At 71.1% G+C, this 20,803-nt stretch carries 18 protein-coding genes; 5 read left to right on the top strand and 13 right to left on the bottom strand.

Translation table 11 applies throughout. The features are described 5' to 3' along the window. Positions 1-51 precede the first annotated feature (51 nt). The 6 genes from ACFU8Q_RS23755 to ACFU8Q_RS23730 form a co-directional block, all read right to left on the bottom strand. Positions 52-867, bottom strand: a complete 816-nt coding sequence (locus ACFU8Q_RS23755) for a DUF1684 domain-containing protein (protein ID WP_384457182.1) — start codon at positions 865-867, stop codon at positions 52-54. Between the two features lie 4 nt (positions 868-871). Beyond that, a complete protein-coding gene (locus tag ACFU8Q_RS23750; protein WP_384457180.1) occupies positions 872-2,173 on the bottom strand; it encodes an NtaA/DmoA family FMN-dependent monooxygenase in 1,302 nt (433 codons plus the stop codon). After that, positions 2,170-3,237: an LLM class flavin-dependent oxidoreductase gene (locus tag ACFU8Q_RS23745; protein WP_384457178.1), complete on the bottom strand. Its 1,068-nt coding sequence runs from the start codon at positions 3,235-3,237 to the stop codon at positions 2,170-2,172. The genes ACFU8Q_RS23750 and ACFU8Q_RS23745 overlap by 4 nt, the downstream gene beginning before the upstream one ends. A gap of 121 nt (positions 3,238-3,358) precedes the next feature. Beyond that, positions 3,359-4,111, bottom strand: a complete 753-nt coding sequence (locus ACFU8Q_RS23740) for an amino acid ABC transporter ATP-binding protein (RefSeq protein WP_384457185.1) — start codon at positions 4,109-4,111, stop codon at positions 3,359-3,361. Positions 4,112-4,246: 135 nt separating this feature from the next. After that, a complete protein-coding gene (locus ACFU8Q_RS23735) occupies positions 4,247-6,103 on the bottom strand; it encodes an FAD/NAD(P)-binding protein (protein WP_384457177.1) in 1,857 nt (618 codons plus the stop codon). Further along, on the bottom strand, positions 6,100-6,969 hold the full coding sequence (locus ACFU8Q_RS23730; protein WP_384457175.1) for an amino acid ABC transporter permease: 870 nt from the start codon (positions 6,967-6,969) through the stop codon (positions 6,100-6,102). Before ACFU8Q_RS23730 ends, ACFU8Q_RS23735 begins: the two co-directional genes overlap by 4 nt. Positions 6,970-7,434: 465 nt before the next feature. Between ACFU8Q_RS23730 and ACFU8Q_RS23725 the strand changes: the two genes are divergently transcribed. Further along, on the top strand, positions 7,435-8,379 hold the full coding sequence (locus ACFU8Q_RS23725) for an ABC transporter substrate-binding protein (RefSeq protein ID WP_384457174.1): 945 nt from the start codon (positions 7,435-7,437) through the stop codon (positions 8,377-8,379). 102 nt (positions 8,380-8,481) lie between these two features. Here the strand turns inward: ACFU8Q_RS23725 and ACFU8Q_RS23720 are convergent, their stop codons facing one another. Continuing rightward, the gene (locus ACFU8Q_RS23720; RefSeq protein WP_384457172.1) at positions 8,482-9,654 is read right to left on the bottom strand and encodes a DUF5685 family protein; all 1,173 of its coding nucleotides are present in this window, start codon (positions 9,652-9,654) and stop codon (positions 8,482-8,484) included. Positions 9,655-10,024: 370 nt separating this feature from the next. Between ACFU8Q_RS23720 and ACFU8Q_RS23715 the strand changes: the two genes are divergently transcribed. Then, positions 10,025-10,468 (top strand): cell division protein SepF, encoded by a 444-nt coding sequence (locus tag ACFU8Q_RS23715; protein WP_384457170.1) that lies wholly within the window; start codon positions 10,025-10,027, stop codon positions 10,466-10,468. Between the two features lie 22 nt (positions 10,469-10,490). On the opposite strand, the gene ACFU8Q_RS23710 is transcribed toward ACFU8Q_RS23715, so the two are convergent. Both ACFU8Q_RS23710 and ACFU8Q_RS23705 read right to left on the bottom strand, forming a co-directional pair. Beyond that, on the bottom strand, positions 10,491-11,702 hold the full coding sequence (locus ACFU8Q_RS23710; protein ID WP_384457168.1) for an acyl-CoA dehydrogenase family protein: 1,212 nt from the start codon (positions 11,700-11,702) through the stop codon (positions 10,491-10,493). A 73-nt stretch (positions 11,703-11,775) separates the two neighbouring features. Next, positions 11,776-13,482, bottom strand: coding sequence for an MFS transporter (locus tag ACFU8Q_RS23705; protein ID WP_384457166.1), 1,707 nt, complete (start codon positions 13,480-13,482; stop codon positions 11,776-11,778). A gap of 547 nt (positions 13,483-14,029) precedes the next feature. Here ACFU8Q_RS23705 and ACFU8Q_RS23700 point away from each other — a divergent pair. Beyond that, positions 14,030-15,058 (top strand): phosphatase PAP2 family protein, encoded by a 1,029-nt coding sequence (locus tag ACFU8Q_RS23700; RefSeq protein WP_384457164.1) that lies wholly within the window; start codon positions 14,030-14,032, stop codon positions 15,056-15,058. 109 nt (positions 15,059-15,167) lie between these two features. Here the strand turns inward: ACFU8Q_RS23700 and ACFU8Q_RS23695 are convergent, their stop codons facing one another. From ACFU8Q_RS23695 to ACFU8Q_RS23680, 4 genes are all read right to left on the bottom strand, one after another. Further along, positions 15,168-15,383: an I78 family peptidase inhibitor gene (locus tag ACFU8Q_RS23695; protein WP_384457162.1), complete on the bottom strand. Its 216-nt coding sequence runs from the start codon at positions 15,381-15,383 to the stop codon at positions 15,168-15,170. A gap of 492 nt (positions 15,384-15,875) precedes the next feature. Next, complete coding sequence (locus ACFU8Q_RS23690; protein WP_384457160.1) at positions 15,876-16,859, bottom strand: helix-turn-helix transcriptional regulator; 984 nt, start codon at positions 16,857-16,859, stop codon at positions 15,876-15,878. A 58-nt stretch (positions 16,860-16,917) separates the two neighbouring features. Next, positions 16,918-17,823 carry a transferase gene (locus tag ACFU8Q_RS23685; RefSeq protein WP_384457158.1) on the bottom strand — a complete coding sequence of 302 codons (906 nt, stop codon included), beginning with the start codon at positions 17,821-17,823 and terminating at the stop codon, positions 16,918-16,920. Next, positions 17,820-19,103, bottom strand: coding sequence for a glycosyltransferase (locus ACFU8Q_RS23680; RefSeq protein WP_384457156.1), 1,284 nt, complete (start codon positions 19,101-19,103; stop codon positions 17,820-17,822). The genes ACFU8Q_RS23685 and ACFU8Q_RS23680 overlap by 4 nt, the downstream gene beginning before the upstream one ends. Positions 19,104-19,463: 360 nt before the next feature. Between ACFU8Q_RS23680 and ACFU8Q_RS23675 the strand changes: the two genes are divergently transcribed. Next, on the top strand, positions 19,464-20,255 hold the full coding sequence (locus tag ACFU8Q_RS23675) for a hypothetical protein (RefSeq protein ID WP_384457184.1): 792 nt from the start codon (positions 19,464-19,466) through the stop codon (positions 20,253-20,255). A gap of 137 nt (positions 20,256-20,392) precedes the next feature. Continuing rightward, positions 20,393-20,755: a hypothetical protein gene (locus ACFU8Q_RS23670; protein ID WP_384457154.1), complete on the top strand. Its 363-nt coding sequence runs from the start codon at positions 20,393-20,395 to the stop codon at positions 20,753-20,755. Positions 20,756-20,803 lie beyond the last annotated feature (48 nt).

Below are 20,803 nucleotides of genomic sequence, written 5' to 3'. Positions count from 1 at the left end.
CGGCAGCACATGGGCTGCCGGGGCCGTTGTCCGGGGCGAAATGGCGGTGCGTCAGCCGTCGATACGGTTTCGCTCGCCCGCCTCGACTGCGATGGGGAGGGTGTTGCCGGGCGGCGGGAAGGGGCAGATGAAGTGGTCCGCGAAGGCGCAGGGCGGCAGCAGCGCGCGGTTGAGGTCGACCGTCACACTGCCGTCCTCGGCCGGGGCCGCGGGCCGCAGGAACCGGAAGCGGTAGCTGCTGTTCCCGCTGGTGGCATCTGCGAAGACCGCCCAGAGCGAACCGTCGGGCTCCACCGCGACCTGCAGCGTGTACCGCGTACCGCCGACCTCGAACGCGATCTCACCGCCGAGGCCGAGGCCCCGCTCGACCCCGTCGGCGTTCTCGACCCGGATCGTACGGGCGGTGTCGTACGGGCGGAAGGTGCCCGACAGCGCCCAGCGGGCTTCGTACGGGGTGACCTCGATGGCCCGGAAGGCGCGCCGCGCGGCGGAGTCCGGGTCGAAGTCCCGTACCGCCCAGAGCCCTTCGCGGCTCAGCACGACCAGCCGCCGCTCGCCGTGCGCGACGCGGGAGGCGTCGATCGGGCCGCGGTCGGCGCTGAGGCGGACCTGGCCGGCGAAGGGCGTGCCGTCGACGGTCAGGCCGTCTGCGGCGGCGGCGCTGAGCACCAGTTCCCCGCCGTCCTCCCGCCACTGCCCGGGAACTCCCGGAATGTGACCGTCCGGGTAGTCGGAGAGCCAGTGGGTACCGGTGAGGGAGAGCGGTCCGTACGGTGCGGCAACCGTGGCGGTGCGCGCCTCGTGCCAGTGTTTCCAGTCCTGCGCCGCCTGCTCGGAACCGGGTGGCTGCTGTGCGTCCGTACTCATGCGCTCAAGCCTTCCATACCGGCTCGGCGAGCCCGAGATGCGACCGCAGCGTGGGACCGGTGTACGCGGAGCGGAACACACCGCGCTCCTGGAGGAGCGGGACGACCCGGTCGACGAAGTCGTCCAGGCCGCCGGGGGTGAGATGCGGTACGACGATGAAGCCGTCGGCGGCGTCGGCGGCCACGAACTCCGCCAGCTGCGCCGCGACCGTCCGCGGGCTGCCGATGAAGGACTGCCGCCCGGTCGTCTCGATGACGGTCTGCCGGATGGACAGGCCCTTCTCCTCGGACACCGCACGCCAACGGGCCGCGACCGCGAGGGGGTCGCCGTGCCTGACCCGGCCCTGGACCAGCGAGGATCCGGGGTCCGGGTCGATCCCGGGGAGCGGACCGTCGGGGTCGTAGGAGGACAGGTCACGACCCCAGACCTGTTCCAGGGCCAGCAGCGCGTTCTGCGGGGAGACCTGCTGGAGCCGGATCTCGGCCGCCCTCTCCTGGGCCTCGGCATCGGTGTCGCCGAGTACGAAGGTGACCCCGGGCATGATCTTCAGCTCGTCGGGTCCCCGGCCGTACTTCGCCAGCCGCGCCTTGACGTCGGCGTAGAACGTACGGCCCGCCTCCAGGGTGCCGTGCCGGGTGAAGACGACGTCGGCGGCGGAGGCGGCGAACTCGCGACCCTCCGGGGAGTCCCCGGCCTGGATGACGACCGGATGGCCCTGCGGGGAGCGCGGGACGGTGAACTCCCCCTCGATGGCGAAGTGCTGCCCGTGGTGCGCGAACGGACGCGGGGTGCCGTCGGGCGTCCAGGTGTCCCACAGTTCGCGGGCGGTGGCGACGAACTCGGCGGCCCTGGTGTACCGGTCGGCCCGGTCGAGATAGCCGCCGCGCCGGAAGTTCTCCCCGGTGAAGGCGTCCGAGGAGGTGACGACGTTCCACGCGGCCCGGCCGTCGCTGAGGTGGTCGAGGGTGGCGAGGCGGCGGGCCAGTTCGTACGGCTCGTTGAAGGTGGCGTTGACGGTGGCGGCGAGGCCGAGCCGTTCGGTGACGGTCGCCAGCGCGGCCAGCACCGTGAGGGATTCGGGGCGGCCGACCACGTCCAGGTCGTGGATCCGGCCGTTGTGTTCGCGCAGCCGCAGCCCCTCGGCGAGGAAGAAGAAGTCGAACAGGCCGCGTTCCGCGGTGCGGGCGAGGTGTTCGAAGGAGGAGAAGTCGATCTGGCTCCTGGAACGGGGGTCCGCCCAGACGGTCGTGTTGTTCACACCCGGGAAGTGGGCGGCGAGATGCATCTGCCTCGGTGCGGTGCTCATGCGTGTCCCCCTTCGAGGGCGTACCGGTTGGCGGGGCGGGCCAGTCCCAGGTGCTCGCGCAGGGTGCCGCCCGGGTAGAAGGTGCGGAACAGACTGCGGTGCTGGAGCAGGGCCACGGTTCCGTTGACCATCCGTTCGAGGTCGCGCCCGGGGGTGATGGGCGTGAGGTGGAAACCGTCCACCGCTGCGCCGCGGTGCCATCGGGTGATCAGGTCGGCGAGGTCGACAGGGCCGCCCCGGTAGTAGGAGCCGCCGGCGGCGAGCGGGGCTCCGCTCTCCAGCCCGGGTTCCGGGGCGGTCTCGGCGTCGCCGAGGTCGACGGTGAGCGCGGCCAGGACCCGGAGCGTGCCGGGGTCGCGTCCGTACGCCGTCGCGCGTCGGCGCAGATCGGTGCGGATCGCGGCGGCCCGGTCCGGGTCGGTGGCCCGGACGAGGACGACATCGGCGTGCCGGGCCGCGATCTCCCTCGCCGGGCCGCCGGTTCCGTCGACGACGGTGACCGGGTGTCCCTGCGGGGGCCGGGGCACGATGGCCGGGCCCCGGACCGAGAAGGACGCGCCCTCGAAGTCGACGTAGTGCAGCTTGTCGCGGTCGATGAAGCGTCCGGTGGCGACGTCCCGGATCTCGGCGTCGTCCTCCCAGCTGTCCCAGAGCCGGGCGCCCACGTCGGCGGCCTCGCCGGCCTCGCGCCACAGCTCGTCGGCGGGCGCCGCCGGACGCCGGCCGAAGAGCCGGGCCTCGGCCGCGGTCGTGGATACATCGACATTCCAGCCCGCCCGGCCGCGGCTCACCCAGTCCAGGGTGGCCACGGCGGACGACACATGGAACGGCTCGGTGTGGGTGGTGGTGACGGTCGGCACCAGACCGATCCGGCGGGTCGCGGGCGCGATCCGGGCGAGCACGGCGAGCGCGTCGAGCCCGGGCCTGGCGAACGAGTCGCCGAGGGTGACGAAGTCGAGGGCGCCGCGCTCGGCGAGCCGGGCGAGGCCGATGTAGTGCTCGGGGTCGTAGCGGGGCGGGCCGCCGATCTCGACGGCCAGGTGGAGGGGTGCGGTTCCAGGCATGGGTGGCGGTTACCTCTCGGGGCTCTGGGGCTCTGGCGGCGCTGGGGCTCTGGGCGCTCTTTCGCGGGCGGGACAGGTGGCGGGAGAGGGGTCGGGCTCCGAATCCGGGCCGGGACCGGATTCACAGAACCTTCGAGAGGAAGGCGCGGGTGCGTTCGTGCCGCGGTCGGTCGAGTACGTCGCCGGGGGCGCCCTGCTCGACGATCCGGCCCTCGTCCATGAACACGACGGTGTCGGCGACCTCGCGGGCGAAACCGATCTCGTGGGTGACGACGATCATCGTGGTGCCCTGGAACGCCAAGTCCTTGATGACGTCGAGGACTTCACCGACCAGCTCGGGATCGAGCGCCGAGGTCGGCTCGTCGAGGAGCAGCAGCTTCGGTTCGAGGGCCAGGGCGCGGGCGATGGCGACCCGTTGCTGCTGCCCGCCGGAGAGCTGCTCGGGGTACGCCCCCGCCTTGTCGGCCAGCCCGACCCTGGCGAGGAGCTTCTCCGCGGCGGCCACGGCCTCGTTCTTCGGCCGTCCGAGGGCGGCGACCGGGGCCTCGATGAGGTTCTCCAGAACCGTCAGGTGCGGGAAGAGGTTGAAGTTCTGGAAGACGAAGCCGATCCGGGTGCGCTGCCGCAGTACCTCGCGCTCGCGGAGCTCGTACAGCTTGTCGCCGTTCCTGCGGTAGCCGACCAGGGTGCCGTCGACGCCGATCCAGCCGCTGTCGACCTTCTCCAGGTGGTTGATGGTGCGCAGCAGCGTGGATTTGCCGGAACCGGACGGGCCGAGGACGACGGTCACCTCCCCGGTGCGCACGGACAGGTCGATGCCGCGCAGCACTTCGAGGCTGCCGAAGCGCTTGTGGACGGACCGGATCTCGACCAAGACATCCGTGGGTCCGGTGGTGGGTGCGGCGACATGTGGTCCTGCCGCTTTGTCGATGGGTGGATCGCTGGTGTGGGACATGAGGGGTCCTTGGGCTACGGGGGTGGGCCGGGGAGTTCTGCGCGGGGTCGGCGGTCAGGCGCAGCGGGGGACGCCGCTACGGGCGAGGTTCCGGAGGAAGGCGAGCGCCGTTCGGGCGGTGGCGTCGTTCTGCCGGAAGGCCGGGCCGCCGGTGCGCGGCCGGGTGAAGGCTCCGCCTGCGCGCGCGGTGGTGAACGGGCCGAGGGCGAACCGGCGCGGGTGCGGGCGGCCGTCGCGCCCCAGGATCCGGCCGTCGTCGGCGTCGACCCGGAGCAGCCCGGTTCCGGTGGCGGCGACCCCGTCCTCGTACAGCCTCCGGAGCAGCGGGCTGCGGGTGCGTTCCAGCGAGGGATCCGGCAGCCGGGCCTCGACCAGCGCGCGGGCCTCGATCCGCTGCCCGGGCACGGTGGCGCTGCCGGCCCGGAAGACGCCGTGGCGCTCATCGGCCTCGACGATCGTCCCGGCTCCGAGGAAGCGGACCACACCGGCGCGGGAGAGGGCGAGGAGCTGGTGGAGCCGGGGTCCCGGCGGGCCGGAGGCGAGATGGCTGAAGAAGCCGTGCCACCAGCCGCCGATGTCGCCGAGCCGGATCAACTGCCCGTAGGCGGACAGCAGTCCGAGGAAGACGGCGAGGTCCGGACTGTGGTCCGGGTCGTGGCGGCGTTCCACGTCGGCGGTGATGTAGTCGCGCAAACCCTGTTGGAGCGCGTCGTACGAGGGATAGCGCACCCCTTCCAGCGGGTGGTCGAGCGCTTCGAGGTCGAGCCGGTCGGCGGGGTCGGGGACGGCGGCCGCGACAAGGGCGCGCAGCTCGGGACCGGCCGGGTCCGCGGCGGTGTACCTCGCCTCGAAGTCGGGCCAGCCGGCCGTCGTGCGCTCCGGGTGGGCGGTGAAGAGCCGGTGGTAGTGGGCGTGGCCGAGCTCCTTGTCGACATGGGGCCACACATCGCGCCGGAAGTCGACCGGCTCGTCGGTCTTCAGCAGCGCCTCGGTCAGGTCGGGGCCGAGGAAGCGCGGCAGCGGCGGCCGTTCGCCCTGCCAGGCGTAGCCGATCTTGGAGTGGTACGGGACGCCCCGGCGCGAGCCGATGTGGAGCACGGGTTCCCTGCCGGACGGCACGTATTCGCCGTTCTCGTACCGTCCGCCACGTCCTTCGGTGAGCAGCACCATCAGGTCGACGAAGGCGAGTCCGAAGCCCCGGACGATGACCGGTTCGCCTGCGGGCAGGCGGGTCAGATCGGTGTCGGCGGTGAAGTCGGGCGGCAGGTGGACGAGCCCGTGCCGGGCCGCGAAGCCCGCCAACTCGACGTGTTCGGGCTCTGGTTCGGCGTCGAGGTGGCCGACGGCGAGGACGACGAGATCGGCGAGGAGCGGCCTGTCGTCCCCCTCCAGCCAGACACTCTGACGGCCTTCGCGCGGCCCCGCGACGCGCACAGCCGTGCGCCGATGCCAGTGGACGGTGATGCCCTTCGGCAGGGCGGCCACGGCCTGCTCGTACACCCAGCGCAGATAGACGCTCTGCAGCCGCCTGCTCGGGAAGTCGCTTCCGTCCAAGGCCTTTATCTCGGCGAGGAGTCCGGCTTCGACGCCGGTTCCGTCCGGGAGCGCGAGACGTCCGTCCCGGATGTCCGCGGCCCAGGCGTGGAGCGCGGGCCCGGGGCGTACCGGACCTTCCTGCTGGACCGTGTCGTCGGTGAACATCGTGACGTCCTGGGCCATGGAGTTCATCCACAGCAGCGGCGACTGGTCGTGCCGCCAGATCCGTCCGCCGCCCGGCGGATACGGATCGACGACATGGATGTCCAGCGGGCAACCCTCGTACATGTCGGGGACGTTGGCGGCGATACGCTCGATCAGGCCGGTGCCGCGCGGTCCGGCGCCGATGACGACGAGCGTCGGTGTTCCGTTCACCGGGCGCCCGCCGTGCCGCGCGCGTAGTGCCGCTCGATGTAGTGCTGGCCGATGCTGAGCAGCGAGGTGACGAGGGCGTACCAGAGGGTGGCGACCAGCAGCAGCGGAATGACCTGGTAGGTGCGGTGGTACACGAGCTGCACCGAGTACAGCAGGTCCTGTACGGCGATGATGCTGACGATCGAGGTGCCCTTGAGCGTGCCGATCAGCATGTTCCCGGCGGGCGGGACGATGGAGCGCATCGCCTGCGGGAGCACGATCCGGCGGAGCCGGCGCCAGGGGCCGAGGCCGAGCGATTGTGCGGCCTCGATCTGTCCGCGTTCGACGGAGAGGATGCCACCGCGGACGACTTCGGCGGCGTAGGCGGCCTCGTGCAGGGTGAGCCCGACGACGGCGACCGTGACGGGGCCGAGGAGATTCACCGTACGGACGCCGAGGATCTCCGGGTAGAGCGCGCCGATGTTGAACCAGAACAGCAGCTGGACCAGGATCGGAGTGGATCTGAAGAGCCAGACGTATCCCCAACCAATCGCCTGCAGAACGCGGTTGGTGGAGAGCCTGAGGACGGCGAGCAGCGTGCCGAGGGCGAAGCCGAGCACCATGACCAGCGCCGTAAGCCACAGCGTGAGACCGAGGCCGCGCAGGACGGCGGTGGTGGTGAAGTAGTCGGCGACGACGTCCCATTGGAAGGCGTCGTTGCGAATGACGGAGCTGAGCACCAGGGCGAGGAGTGTCAGGGCGGCAACGGCCGCCACCCATTGCCCTGTTCGGCGTACCGGGACGGTCCGGAGCCGGTCGGCCTCGTCGCTCTTGGTGAGTGGGGTGGCGGGGAGGGCGGAAGGGAGGGTTTCTGTCTGCGCGGACATGCGAAGGCTCCGTGGATGCAGAGATCGGACACGGGGCGTGCCTTCGGCGAAAACACAACGCGGACCGGGCCCCTCAGCGCCGGTCCGCCTCCGAGGTAAGCGCTGTTCGCCGCGTGTTGTCAAGCTTGTCCACACTGTGAGTCTTACGTCTCAGGTCAGTTGACGGGCCACCGGATGCCTGTTCCACTGGGGCCATGCATTCGCAGCAGTGGCTGGTCAAGCGCTCCCACATCGACTTCGGTCGCGTGTGGTCCTCCTCCTGTTGAGCTGACCCCCTGCGGTTCCTCATCTCTCTGCCTCGCGCCGTGTGCGGCGCCTGAGCACTTTTCCCTGCGTGCCTTCACGTAACACAACATCGCTTCGCCCTCCCCTCCCCTCGTTTGCGGATTTCCGGCTCTGCGGCTTCCCCGCACGGGCCCGCTGCCGCGCCTTCCCGCGGCCGACACCCCTGGAGAACCACGCCTCATGCCCCGAACCCGGCACACCGCTGCCTCCGCGCTGATCACCGTCGCCGCTCTCGCTCTCACCGCGTGCGGGTCCGGCGATCCGGCGACCGCACCGGCCGGCGCAGCCGGGACCGCGGCCGCCGCGGGAGCGGTCCCGACGGCCGATGTCGTCTCGTCGGTGCACAAGGACGAGGCCGCGGCGAAGCTGCTGCCGGCGGACGTCCGCGCCTCCGGCACCCTGGCCATCGCCTCCAGCATCGGCAATCCGCCCAGTGCCACCTACCTCCCGGACGGAAGGACGGCGGCCGGTACGGACATCGACTTCGCGGACGCGGTCGCCAGGAAGCTCGGGCTGAACCTGAAGCGCGAGGTGGCCTCCTTCGAAGCGATCCTGCCGGCCCTGGGCAGCGGGAAGTACGACGTGGGCACCGGAAACTTCGGGGTGACCGAGGAGCGCCGCAGGACGATCGACTTCGTCACGTACATCAATGACGGCCAGGGCTTCGCGGTCCGCGACGACAGCAGGCTGAAGGACGTCACCGATCTCGTCCAGCTCTGCGGCCTGACCGTGGCCACCGGCGCGGGCACCACCTTCGAGGTGACACTGGCGGAGAACCGGCACCGGTGCTCCGACGCGGGCAGGAAGCCGTACGAGGTGAAGACCTACAGCGAGCAGGGCGCGATCTGGGGCTCGCTCCAGCAGGGCCGCAGCGATGTGGTGATGTCGACCATCAACGGACTGCGGTACGCGGTGCGGCAGCAGAAGGGGGTGCGCTTCCTCAATGAGTTCAAGCGCCTCGACGTCGGCTTCGCCTTCAAGAAGGGCACCCCGCTGGCGCCCGCGTTCCAGGCCGCGGTCAACGGCCTCAAGGCGGACGGCACCTACGACCGGATCCTGAAGAAGTGGGGCATCGGCGCGTCGGCGATCAGGACCTCGCAGATCTCACCGCCCGAAATCAAGTGACCGGTCCGGGCCGGACCCGCGAGGTTCCGCCGCCGGGCCCGCGAAAGCCCTGCCGCCGGGTCCCCGAAGTACCGCCCGGCCCGCACCGCCGGAAACCGCCCCTCAGCAGCTGCAGTCACATCCACAGTCGCAGCAGTCGCACGAATCGCAGCAGTCCCCGCAGTTGCTGCAACAGTCACAGGCCTCGCAACAGTCGCCGCAGTCGCACTGGCTGCACAGTCCCTCGCGGCGCTGATGGCTCCACGGGTCGTTGAAGGTGCCGCAGCACATCTGACAGGTGCAGGCCAGCCCCGCCCATACCAGGCAGCCCGCGATCAGTCCGCGCCGGTCGCGCGGCGGCTCGGGCGGGGGCTGCGGCGGGCTGCCGGGGCCCGGTGCGAACGGATTGCCCGGCGGCGGCCCGAAGGATCCGCGCTGCCCCATGCCTGACGGAGGGACAGTTCTGTCCAGGATCAGGCCGTCCGCCCGGTGCGGGCATGCCGTGGTGCCGAACGCCCGGTCCACCGACTGCCGCAGTTCGTGTACCAGCAGCACATGGGCCAGCTTGTCGTCGGTGAATTCCGCGTCGCGCAGCGCCAGCCGTACGCCGCGCAGCGCGTCGTCGCACAGTCGCCGGGCTTCCGCCCGCGAGGTACCGGTCGCGGTGAGCGGGTTCCAGGCACTCGACGCGGCGTCAGCTTCCTGGTCCTCCACGGCGTCCAGCAGATGGGCAAGGCGTCCGAAGAGCCGGCCCGCCTCGGCCAGCGGCTCCGCGTTCTGCGGCCGGCCCGCGAGTATCGCGGTGTGGGCGAAGGCGGCCGCGGTGGCGGTCTCGGTGGGCTCGGTGATCGTGAGCAGCGGGGTGCCGGGGCCGGCGAGCAGTTCGATGCCGGTCTGCCGGTCGACGGCGTCGACGAGCAGCGCCGTATCGAAGCCGAGCCGTGCGCCGGTGCGCGCGCCCGCCCGGTCCCACCCCGCGGCGACCCGGCGCGCGGCGGCGGCGACCGGACGGCGCTTCAACAGGCCGTCTCCGTCGGCGACGTGGTCCCGTACCTTCGCCGATGCCAGCACCAGGGAGACGGCGGCGGCCAGCCTGGCGCCCTCGCCGCGGGCGACCGGCGCGGTGCGCATGGCGCGCAGCGGGCAGGGCCCCGCGGTGCGTCGCCACCCGGTGGTGCGTGCGGACTGAGCCTCCGTCAGGACCGAGACGATCAGGCCGTCATAGTTCGTGACGATCCGGGCGAACTGCCCGTGGTCCGAGCGAAGTGCGAGGCAGAGCCCGCAGAGATGAGCCATCCACTCGGTTCTGAGACCCTCGGACAACCGGTGCGAACAGGGCCTGACGATTCCGAACACGACGATCCCCCGAGAGTCGTTCACCTCTGTGCGCCGAGCTCGTGCGCACGCACGACGTGCATCGTATCGAGCGTCCCGTTCACCCGTACGTCCTCCACGTCACCCGTACGGACCGGCGCATCATATTTTCTTTCTTCCAGGCCCCTGACGCGGGAGGAACCTTGACGAACCGCCACATCTTCTGCACCAGTACCGTCACGAATCCCCTGCGCGCCGACTATCCACTTGGCGCACGATCCGCATCATGGACGACCATAGGGACAGAAAAGAGATGCGGAACACCACGGAACCGCGGTGAGAGGAGGCGTCCATGGGATCGGTGCGCAAGGCGAGTGCCTGGCTGGGCCTCGTAGAGGACAACGACGAGCGGTACTACGACGACGACGAGTACGCCGAGGGTGCGCAGACCGGGACCGGCCAGGCCTGGGTGACCGACCCCCGGGTGCAGGTGGCCTCCGAGACGGCCGAGGAAACGGGCCGCCGGATCGCCACCGTGACTCCGGACAGCTTCCGGGACGCGCGGGCCATCGGCGAGCTCTTCCGGGACGGCGTCCCGGTGATCGTCAACCTCACGACCATGGACCCCACCGACGCCAAGCGCGTCGTCGACTTCGCCGCGGGGCTGACCTTCGGCCTGCGCGGCTCGATCGAGCGCGTGGCCACCCGGGTCTTCCTGCTGACCCCGGCCGACACCCAGGTGGTCAGCGGCGAAGCCGCCGGCCGGCGGGCCGACGGCTTCTTCAACCAGAGCTGAGCAGGGCGCTCGCCGGACCGGTCTACCGGAACGCGTCGAGACCGGTGAGCGCCTTGCCCAGCACCAGCTGGTGCATCTCCACGGTCCCCTCGTAGGTGAGCACCGACTCCAGGTTCGTCGCATGGCGCATCACCGGGTACTCCAGCGAGATCCCGTTGGCGCCGAGGATCGTGCGCGAGGTACGGCAGATCTCGATCGCCTCCCGCACGTTGTTGAGCTTTCCGAAACTGACCTGCTCCGGACGGAGCCTGCCCGCGTCCATCCGCAGTCCCAGATGGTGGGCGAGCAGGATGCCCTTGTGCAGTTCCACGGCCATGTCCGCGAGCTTGGCCTGGGTGAGCTGGAAGCCACCGATCGGCCTGCCGAACTGCTCCCGGGTCCTCGCATAGTCGAGGGCCGCCTCGAAGCTGGCGCGTGCCGCGCCCATGGCGCCCCAGACGATGCCGTAGCGGGCATGGCTGAGACAGCTGAGCGGACCGCGCAGACCGGTGACCCCGGGGAGTACGGCATCGGCCGGCAGCCGTACCTCGTCGAGGACCAGCTCGCTGGTGACCGAGGCGCGCAGGGACCACTTGTGCTTGATCTCGGGCGCCGAGAAGCCGGGGGTACCGGCCGGCACGACGAAGCCGCGGATTCCGCCGCCCGCGCCGCCCTCGTCGGTCTGCGCCCAGACGACGGCGACCCCGGCGACCGAGCCGTTGGTGATCCACATCTTGCGGCCGGTGAGCACCCAGTCGTCGCCTTCACGCTTGGCGTACGTCCGCATCCCGGCCGGGTCGGAGCCGTGGTCCGGCTCGGTGAGACCGAAGCAGCCGATGATCTCGCCGGCCGCCATGCCCGGCAGCCACTGCTGCCGCTGCTCCTCGGAGCCGAAGCGGTGGATGGCGTACATGGCGAGCGATCCCTGGACGGAGACGAGGGAGCGGATTCCCGAGTCCGCGGCTTCGAGTTCCAGGCAGGCCAGCCCGTACTGGACGGCGGTGGCGCCCGCACAGCCGTATCCCTGGAGGGACATGCCGAGGGCGCCGAGCGACCCGAGTTCGCGGGCCAGTTCACGGATGCCGGGCAGCTCGCCGTTCTCGTACCACTCGGCGATGTGCGGCAGGACCCGGTCGGTGGCCCAGTCGCGGACGGTGTCGCGGATGGCGAGGTCCTCGGCGCTGAGCAGATCGTCGATGCCGATCGGGTCGGCGGGGTCGAAGGGCGGGAGCTTCGAGGACGGAGTGGTGGACATGAGAGTGCCTCCGGCGGCTCGCACGATGCTAAAACTAGCGGCGTTAGTTATGGCGTCGCACCGACGTTACGGCTCAGTGTCCCGCCCGTCCAGAGCCGGTCGCCTCGGCGGGTCGCCGGCGCCGCGCGGGTATCGCGAGCGGCCGCTGCGCACAGCCCGCGACGGGCACCTCCTGCGGACCGCGGAGCTCCGGCGCCACGCTCGCGTCGGCCTCGTGAGGTTCGCTCAGAACCGGCGACAGGCACTCCATCATCCGCGGCAGCCGCAGCGCGGCGAGTGCCCCGACCAGCAGCAGAGCCGCGCTGACCAGCAACGTGACGTGCAGCCCGGTGATGAAGGAATGGCGGGCCGTGGAGCGCAGCGCCTCGCCCAGCGGACCGCCCAGCCGGTCCGCCACCTGGTAGGCCTCGCCGAGCGAGTGAGCGGCGGCCGCGCCGTCCCCGGCGGGGACACCCTCTGCGGGGAGTCTCGCGAGTCCGGGGGTGTAGGCGGCGTTCATGACGCTGCCGAGCAGGGCGATCCCCATGCCCGCGCCCAGCTGGTACGAGGTCTCCCCTATCGCCGCCGCGCCGCCCGCCCGGTCGGCCGGCGCCTCGCTGAGCATGGATTCGTACGCCCCGAAGAGCGTGGACTGGAGCCCGAAGCCGAGTGCGACGAAGGCCGCGGTCAGCAGGCCGGGCCGATCGTGCTGCCCCATCGCCGTCAGGACCAGCACCGAGGCGGCCGTGAGCACGAAGCCCCAGCCGACCATCCGGCGCGGCCCGATGCGGCGCAGCGTGTAGGAGCCGGTGGCGCCCGCGGCCATGGCCGCGAAGGTGAGCGGCAGCAGCCGCAGTCCGGTCTCCAGCGGACTCAGGCCGAGGACGAGCTGGAGGTACTGCACGGCTATCAGTTCCAGCCCGACCAGGGCGAGCATCGCGAGGACGATGCAGCCCACCGCCGTGGAGAACGTGGGCCTGGCGAACATCCCGATGTCGATCAGCGGATGTGTGCGGCGCTTCTGACGGCGCACGAAGGCGATGAGCAGTACGGCCCCGATCAGCAGCGGGACCAGCGTGGCCGGGCTCAGCAGCCCCTCGCCGGTGCCCGCCCGCTTCACCCCGAGGACGACACCGAGCACTCCGGCCGCGGCCATCAGAGCACCGAGCACATCCCACGGCCCGTCGTCGCTGCCGCGCGACTCGGGCAGCAGCAGGCGGCCGACCGGCAGGACCAGGGCCATCAGCGGGACATTGATCAGAAAGACGGAGCCCCACCAGAAGTGCTCGACGAGGAAGCCCCCTATGACGGGTCCGGTGGCGGCACCGACGGCGGCGACCGCGGTCCAGACACCGATCGCCACGGCCCGCTCGCGCCGGTCGGGGAAGACCTGGCGGAGGATCGACAGCGTCGCGGGCATGATCATCGCGCCGCCGACGCCGAGCAGGGCGCGGGCCGCGATCAGTACGCCCGGGCTGTCGGCCAGCGCGGCAACCGCGGAGGCGACGCCGAAGAGGGCGTAACCGAGTAGCAGGATGCGGCGTCGGCCGACCCGGTCACCCAGGGTGCCGAAGAGGATCAGCAGCGAGGCACAGACCAGCGGATAGGCGTCCACGATCCAGAGCAGCCCGACGGCGCTGGGCCGCAGGTCCTCGGTGACGGCGGGGACGGCGACGTGGAGCACGGTCGCATCGAGCGCGACGAGCAGCAGACTGAGGCAGAGAACGACGAGGACGACCCATCGGTTGGCACCGTCGGCCGCTGAGCGCAGCCGGAATCGGGCTGTGGTCGTCCCGGACATGCATGTACCTCCCAAAAGGTCCCTCGCGCTCGGCGGGCCAGCCGGGAACGAAGCGGTTCGCCGCCTCCCGGGGCCCGGCATCGACGGGCGAGTGATCCGTCAGCGTACGCGAGTTCGGAGCACTCACACGTGGTCCACCTCATACCTCGACGACCCGTGAAGTGTGGCGTACGCCACGCCGGGCCGCCGCTCCGAACCCCTCGGACCTGCACGGACGGCCCTCCGCACCCGGCACAGAAGGTACTCGGCGTCACGCCGCGAGCACGCGCCGGGCCCGCACAGAGGGCGGCCGGTGACCGGATGGATACGGTCCGCTCCGGCGCCCCCGGGGGCGCCGGAGAAATTCATACCGGCACCTCCTGCGCTTTTCTGCCCGCGCCCAAACACCCTTCCGAAATAAGTGCGAAATCAATAGCGCGGAGACTCGTCGACGCGCTTCTTCGGATCAGGAATTAAGGACCGGCTGAGACATAGTCCACATCACATCGTCATCACAAAGAGACCGGATCGACCAGTTCACTCGCTAACGCGCTGTAACGTCGATTGGGTGCGTACCGACATCTTTGCCCGCCTGGACCGGGAGCCGGAGCCGCCGAAGATAGAGCCACCGCGGATGAGCCGTCACCGCATCGCTCTCTTCTGCGGGACGTTGGCGTTCTATGTCGCCATCGTCGTTGCCGTGCTGGTCTCTTCCTGGCTGGTGACCCTGGACTGGAAGGTCATGCTCTTCCGGCCGTATCAACAGTGGCCGGAATTCCATGCCTTCCTCGACTACTACATCGTGCTGGGCCAGCGCGGCCCCACCGCCACCATGGTTGCCTGCTGGCTCGGCTGGCGCTCCTGGCGGCAGCACACGATGCGGCCCCTGCTGACGCTCGGTGCCTCGCTGCTGCTGCTCAATGTGACGGTCGGCGCGGTCAAGATCGGCCTGGGGCGGCTCGGCCCGCACTACGCGACCCAGATCGGCTCGGCGGAGCTCTTCGCCGGCGGCGATATATTTCCCTCGGGCCACACCGCCAACGCCGTCGTGACCTGGGGAATCCTCGCCTATCTGGCGACCACCCCGAGGGCCAGACGCTACCTGTCGGCCGTCTCGGCGATCGTCTCGCTCGGCGTCGGGCTCACCACCGTCTACCTCGGCACGCACTGGCTCAGCGATGTACTGCTCGGCTGGGCCGCGGGGCTGCTGATCCTGCTGAGTCTGCCCTGGGTCGAGCCGCTGATCACCCGGGCCGAGGCCTGGATCTTCGCCCAGCGCGAAGCCCTGCGGGGACGCGGCCGTCCCGTTCCCTCCGTGCCGGTCGCGGCCGGAGGACCCCGGACCGTGGTGCTCCCGCGGCCGGTCGGCGCCACTGCGGAGCCCTCCGTGCTGGAGCCGGTCGCCGCCGGAGGTCACGCGGCGACCACCACGGGAACGGTCACCGGTGCCCGCTCGCGGGCGCACTCCGCGGCCCCATCACATCTGGTCCGCTCCGAGCGCACCCCGGTCACCCCGGCCGGCAGCCGCCGCCCGCCGCACGCGGACCGTACGCCACGCGGCGGCACGGCCCCGGCCCGCCCGATGTCCGGCGGCTGAACGCCCCGGAATCCGTAGGGCGCCGGTACGCACAACCGCTGCCCCGCACCGCGAAGGCCCCGACTCCGGTCGGGGCCTTCGCGCATGCCGGGCCGGGCCGCACAGGTCCTCAGCCCACCCAGCACCGGGTGACGACGGCGTCGTCGACCTCGAAGTTGATCCGTCCGGCCTGGTACTCCATGGTGATGATCGCGCCGGGCGGCAGGGATCTGACGCTGGTCCAGCCCTGCCTGCGGGCCCGCTGTTCGGCCGCGCCGGCGGCGAGGCCGACGTACGCACCGGGTGCGTCGTCGGGCTGGGCGGGAGGGGTCGGTAGGGGTGCCATGCCTCTCACCGTAGGCCGCCGCGGCCCGCGGCGGAAGCCGGGGCACCGTAGGCCGCCGCACTGCATCCCCACATCCCCTGCCGGTCACGCTTCTGTCACAGGATCACGACACGCCTGCCGCTCGCATCACGCCACCCCGACAGGCGGTCCACGACCCGACACGCAGTAATCACCCAAGCCAGGAAACGATCGCGCGGAAGGCTCGAAAACAAAATAGAATAACCGCTTCGGAGCGACCGGAATTCCTTCGCCGAATAACCCGTGTAAACGAGCATGCCACCGGGAATTCACGCTTCCTTATGGCAGCCTTATCTTCTCGTCACAAAATCCACACCACGGGCCGAGGATGCTCCCCCAGCCGCTCGCTGCCGCCCGTATAACGGACAACTCGAACCTCCGCGATGCGTCTGCGAACCGTCCCGACCGGCCCTTGGTCCGTCCCCGATCGACCTACCTGTCGGTCACGTATCCATCCACGCATCGGTCCCCGCATCAGGACGGCTGTGGTGGCAGCGCTGGGTCCAGGGCCCGGGACAGCCGGTCCCTGGCCACCCTGATCGCGTCATTGAGCTCCGGCGGTTCGACGACCTCGAAGTCGATCCCCAGCAACATGACGTGGATGACCAGCACATCGAGACTCACGGCCCCCGTGCGCAGCAGACAGCTGTCGGCGCCGTCCGCCTCCAGCACCCCGGAGGACGGCGAGATCCGCTCGGCCGCGTGCTCGATCCCGGTCTTCAGCCGGATCACCGCGCGGCTCGCGTACACGGTGGTGGAGATCCCCTTCGAGACATAGGCGGCCAGATCCTCGGCCGGTGCGGCGCGGGGGACGAATCGCGGGCCGTGCGGCGGCGTGGGGGTGATCCGGTCCGCGCGGAACGTCCGCCAGTCCGCACGGTCCAGGTCCCAGGCGACGAGATACCAGCGGCGCTCGGTACACACCAGCCGGTGCGGTTCGACGGTCCGGCGCGATACGGAGCCGGAGTGGTCCCGGTACGCGAAGCGCAGCCGCTCGCTGTCCCGGCAGGCTGCGGCCAGTTCGGTGAGGACTCCCGGATCGGCGGTGGACCCGCCGGGCCCGCGGAGCAACGGCACAGTGAAGCTGTTCAGCGCGCTCACCCGACGCCGGAGCCGGTCCGGCAGTACCTGTTCGAGCTTGGCCAGGGCGCGTACGGACGTCTCACCGATGCCCTCGACGCCGTTGCCCGCCGCGGTGCGCAGCCCCACGGCGACGGCGACGGCCTCCTCGTCGTCGAGGAGCAGCGGCGGCAGCTGGGCACCGGCGCCGAGCTGGTATCCGCCACCTGTACCGGGGCTGGCGTTGACGGGGTAGCCCAGTTCGCGCAGCTTGTCGACGTCACGCCGGACGGTCCGCCGGGTGACGCCGAGCCGTTCGGCGAGATCGGCACCCGACCAGTCCCGGTGTGCCTGAAGCAGTGAGAGCAGGCGCAGCAGCCGTGCCGAGGTCTCCAACATGCGGGCGAGTCTGCCAGGGGTTGCGGACAGCCTGCGTCCGCAATTGGCCGCCGGCGGCCTACCGGGCCTGCGCCGGGTCCGGTTCGATCCGTACGCACAGGTCGTTGTCGCCCGAGTAGCAGGGGATCGCGCGGACGCCCTCTCCGGCGCTGCGGCCGGGATAGACGAAGCTGTTCTTCCGGTCCCAGACGTCGTCGAGGATGCGGGAGATCCGTACGCCGTCGGCCGGGCTCCCGTCCGCCTGCTTCCCGTCGGTCCGAGTCCGCTCGGAAGGCTCCCCGCCGGCCGTCCCGGGCATGAGCCAGAGCGTCCACAGCTGCTGCCCGGTGACCGGCCCCGCGCCCAGCCGGTCGAGGGGAAGCGTGAAGGAGAACGTCCCCTCCTTTCCGGTGACCGGCACCCGGCAGGACCGGTCGGGAGCGCCGGCCAGTCGCACCTCGACGCGGGCGTCATCGCCGAGGACGGTCCCGTACAGCGCGCCCGCCACGGTCATCGCGTCCCCGTCGAAGGTGACCGGCCCGGCCTCGGCGTGCGGTGAGCGGATCCAGCAGCGCACCGCGAGCCGGCCGTCGGCGGTCGGGTACGGAATACGGACCGCGATCCGCCCGGTGTCCGGTGTGCGGTCCATGAGGAGCCGGACGTCCCTGATCCCGGGCGCCACGGCCACGGCCCCGTCGTCGCCGGTGCCCGGCGCACGCACATGGACGTCCCAGCGGCCTTCGGCGGGCTCCGCGGTGCTCGGCAGCACCGCTCGCAGCCGTCCCTCGCCGAGCGGGGTCAGGGGCAGTCGTACGGTGGTGCCGTCGCCGCCCTTGTTCTTGGCGCCGCGCAGCCGGAGCAGCAGCTCGGGCGCCTCCCCGTCCTCGTAGCTTTCGGGGCCGAGGTGGAGGTCGAAGACGATCCCGCCGTCGGCGTCCGCGGTGCAGTCGGCTCGTGGTGCCGGGCGCTCTGTGGAGACGGTCATGCGGGCTTCCCCTTGCGGATGACATCGGCGGCCTTGTAACGCAGGGCGTACGCCCGGTCCAGCACGGTGCTGCGGGCGCGGTGCAGTGTGGTGCGCAGAGCGCCGTGCGTGCGGTCGTGCGGGGTTCGGGAGGCGAGTTCGGCGAAGAGCCGCTCGTGGCGTTCGGCGATCCGCGCCGGGTCGAACCGCTCTGCCGCGGCCAGCGCGGCGCGCCCCGAGCGGCGCCGTGCTTCGTCGTCGTCGATCAGGCCGAGCAGGGCGCCCGTCACCGCCGCCGCGTCACCGACCGGCACCAGACGTCCGTCGGTGCCGTCCTCGATGATCTCGCGGGGTCCGTGCGGGCAGTCGGTGGCGACGACCGGCAGTCCGCAGCGCATCGCCTCGACGATGGTCATGCCGAAGGACTCGCGGTCCGAGGTGACCGCGGCGATCGCCCCCTTCGGCCACTCGGCCTCCAGCGGGTTGACCGGCCCCATCAGGAACACATGGTTGTGCAGGCCGAGTTCACCGATGAGCTCGAGCAGCGCCTGGCGCTCGTTCCCCGTCGCGTCGCCGCCGCCGTAGATGCGCAGCCGCCAGTCCGGCCGGGCGGCGACCACGCCGGCGAACGCCCGGACGAGGAGGTCGTACCGCTTGACCTTGTGCAGCCGTCCTGCGGCGATCACCCATTTACCGGTGCCGTCGGCGGGCGCGACTCCCGGCGCGGGCACACTGTTGGGGATGGACTCGATCCGTACGCCGGGCAGCTTGAACCCGCTCCGGTAGGCGCGGGCGTCGGCCTCGGTGACGGTGGTGATCGCGTCGAGCAGGGCGTAGCGGTGCCCGATCTCGCGGCGCAGCCGGTAACTGTGGCTGTCGAGGGTGAGGTGCTCCTGCCCGACCAGGACCGGGCCGCGCCGGGTCTGCCTGCTGATCTGCACATTGAGCCCGGGCCGGGTTCCGACCACTACGTCCGCGTCCATGGAGCGCAGATGCTCCGCGACCCGTGCGTCGGTCAGCCTGCTGTACTGCCGGTACCTGCTGTCGCCGCGCGGGAACACGGTTGCGGGGCGGGCGTGTTCGGCCTCGTCGCCGTCGTACGTCGGACTCTTCTTCCGCAGGTCGACGAGGTGGTTCAGGCGCACGCCCGCGGGTGCTCCGAGCGCGGGGACGTCCCGGTGCCGGAAGACCGACACGATCTCGATGTCATGGTGCTCGGCCAGGGCCCCGGCGAGGTTGAACGTCGTACGGATGGTGCCCCCGACTCCGTAGGCGTTGTGGAGCAGGAACGAAATGTGCATGAAATGCCATATCTCCCGGTTCGGCAGCTGCGAACGACACTTGCCATGACGACCAAGGCCGGCTTGCGGTTCACTCCGGCACCAGCCGGATTCAGCCCTTCTCACTTTCACCTGTTTTCCCGATTTGTCGACGTATCGGCGAACCGGCCCACGGTCGAGTCGACCACATCACCGCGCGGAAAATCCGGAGAATCTGGATGAACAGGTCGCAAGCGGCCCTTCCGATCCCGGAATTCACCCGCTGCTCCGGATGGTTCGAATACGTTCCCCTTCTCGCGTGACCCCGGCCACGGATCGCCCGTTGTCTTCTTCATGAGCCGGGAACCGCCCGGCGCACGCACCGAGTTCGAGGAGCCAACCGTGCCGCGCATGCTCGACGTCAGCGAGGACGTACGCGCCGAGATCGGCGACGCCGAAGCCGACCGGCTGCTCGTCGGCGACAACACCCCAGGCAGTTACGACTGCACCTCCTGCCGCACCCCCGGCGACTCCGAACAGGAACGCACCAGCACGGTTCTCTTCGTCGGTGACGAAACCGCCGTCCTCGCCTTCGCGCACGCGACCTGCATCCCCTCGCAGGTCGTCCAGGTCGCCGAGGAGCAGTTGCAGGGCGCGGTACGCAGCATCACCGGCGGCGACGCGGAGCACCGGGAACACCCGGAGGGCCTCGGCACCGAGCAGGCTGTCCTCGGGATCACCAGCGGCCTCGTCCTCATCGACGAGGAGGTCCACCCGGCCCTCGTCGTCGAGCCGACCGGCCCGATCGCCCGCCCGGGCACCGACGGCAGCCGGGGGGACGAATTCCTCCAGCTGCTGCTGGAGCAGGGCTTCCAGCCGGTCCACCGGATGGATCAGATGCCCACGGTGCTGCACGGCTGGTCGGTCCTGCTCGCGATGGGCCAGCTGCACGCCGTGCTCCAGCCGGGCACCGGTGGCGGCGCCCCGGTCGCCTGGTGGCAGGCCCATGCGCCGCTCCAGGTCACCGAGGGCTGGCGGACCACGGCCGGCAAGTCGCAGACCGTCCTCGTCTTCGCCGCCCCGGCGGGGGTGATCGGCCAGCAGCCCCGCGAGGACCTGCTGCGCGACGCGCTGGACAAGGCCGCCGCCGGCGGGCTCCTGGTCGCCGCCGCGATGCCGCTGGCCGGGACCTGATCGTGGCCGTCGGTCCCTCACACCTGCGGCGAACAGCTATTTCTCCGCCGGGCCCGCATCCGACGGCCAGTGGGGTCGTTGGCACGTACGTGCACTCATACGACTCCTCCCGCCAGCGCCCGAGCCCGATCCCTGCCATGCGCCCCGCGCAGGACCTATCGGGCGGCCAGTCCCACACCCCGATCTACGACGCGCTGTACTCCGAGTACCGCAGGTCGTTCCGGGCGCTTCCGGGTGATCGTAGCGGCGAGGAGAATCTCGGCTTCGTGGCCTTCGGCAGCGTGTGGTCCGGCAGCCGGATGCCACTGAGCGGGCACTCCAGTCACTCCGCCGCCCTCTCCGTAGGTCTCTCCGTACACAGCGGGGCCACGGGACACGTCGGCGGCACGAGCACGCACACCAGCGGTGTCGGTTCCTGGCAGCGGGTGGGGCGGCACTCCGGGCGGTCCCAGCCCGCGGCTCTGCCCCCGGGATCGGGGTCGGGATCGCGAGGAGCCTGACCGTACGACGGAGCCCCGGACCGTTTCACATCCGAAACGGTCCGGGGC

Source organism: Streptomyces sp. NPDC057543, assembly GCF_042801895.1.
Taxonomy (GTDB): domain Bacteria; phylum Actinomycetota; class Actinomycetes; order Streptomycetales; family Streptomycetaceae; genus Streptomyces.
Note: the sequence above shows the minus strand (reverse complement) of the source record. Positions and strands in the feature narration are given on the sequence as shown.

Excerpts from the sequence above, each read along its gene's own strand:
- ACFU8Q_RS23755 (WP_384457182.1), bottom strand. The coding sequence starts at position 867 with ATGAGTACGGACGCACAGCAGCCACCCGGTTCCGAGCAGGCGGCGCAG.
- ACFU8Q_RS23750 (WP_384457180.1), bottom strand. The coding sequence starts at position 2,173 with ATGAGCACCGCACCGAGGCAGATGCATCTCGCCGCCCACTTCCCGGGT.
- ACFU8Q_RS23745 (WP_384457178.1), bottom strand. The coding sequence starts at position 3,237 with ATGCCTGGAACCGCACCCCTCCACCTGGCCGTCGAGATCGGCGGCCCG.
- ACFU8Q_RS23730 (WP_384457175.1), bottom strand. The coding sequence starts at position 6,969 with ATGTCCGCGCAGACAGAAACCCTCCCTTCCGCCCTCCCCGCCACCCCA.
- ACFU8Q_RS23725 (WP_384457174.1), top strand. The coding sequence starts at position 7,435 with ATGCCCCGAACCCGGCACACCGCTGCCTCCGCGCTGATCACCGTCGCC.
- ACFU8Q_RS23720 (WP_384457172.1), bottom strand. The coding sequence starts at position 9,654 with ATGGCTCATCTCTGCGGGCTCTGCCTCGCACTTCGCTCGGACCACGGG.
- ACFU8Q_RS23715 (WP_384457170.1), top strand. The coding sequence starts at position 10,025 with ATGGGATCGGTGCGCAAGGCGAGTGCCTGGCTGGGCCTCGTAGAGGAC.
- ACFU8Q_RS23710 (WP_384457168.1), bottom strand. The coding sequence starts at position 11,702 with ATGTCCACCACTCCGTCCTCGAAGCTCCCGCCCTTCGACCCCGCCGAC.
- ACFU8Q_RS23705 (WP_384457166.1), bottom strand. The coding sequence starts at position 13,482 with ATGTCCGGGACGACCACAGCCCGATTCCGGCTGCGCTCAGCGGCCGAC.
- ACFU8Q_RS23695 (WP_384457162.1), bottom strand. The coding sequence starts at position 15,383 with ATGGCACCCCTACCGACCCCTCCCGCCCAGCCCGACGACGCACCCGGT.
- ACFU8Q_RS23690 (WP_384457160.1), bottom strand. The coding sequence starts at position 16,859 with ATGTTGGAGACCTCGGCACGGCTGCTGCGCCTGCTCTCACTGCTTCAG.
- ACFU8Q_RS23685 (WP_384457158.1), bottom strand. The coding sequence starts at position 17,823 with ATGACCGTCTCCACAGAGCGCCCGGCACCACGAGCCGACTGCACCGCG.
- ACFU8Q_RS23680 (WP_384457156.1), bottom strand. The coding sequence starts at position 19,103 with ATGCACATTTCGTTCCTGCTCCACAACGCCTACGGAGTCGGGGGCACC.
- ACFU8Q_RS23670 (WP_384457154.1), top strand. The coding sequence starts at position 20,393 with ATGCGCCCCGCGCAGGACCTATCGGGCGGCCAGTCCCACACCCCGATC.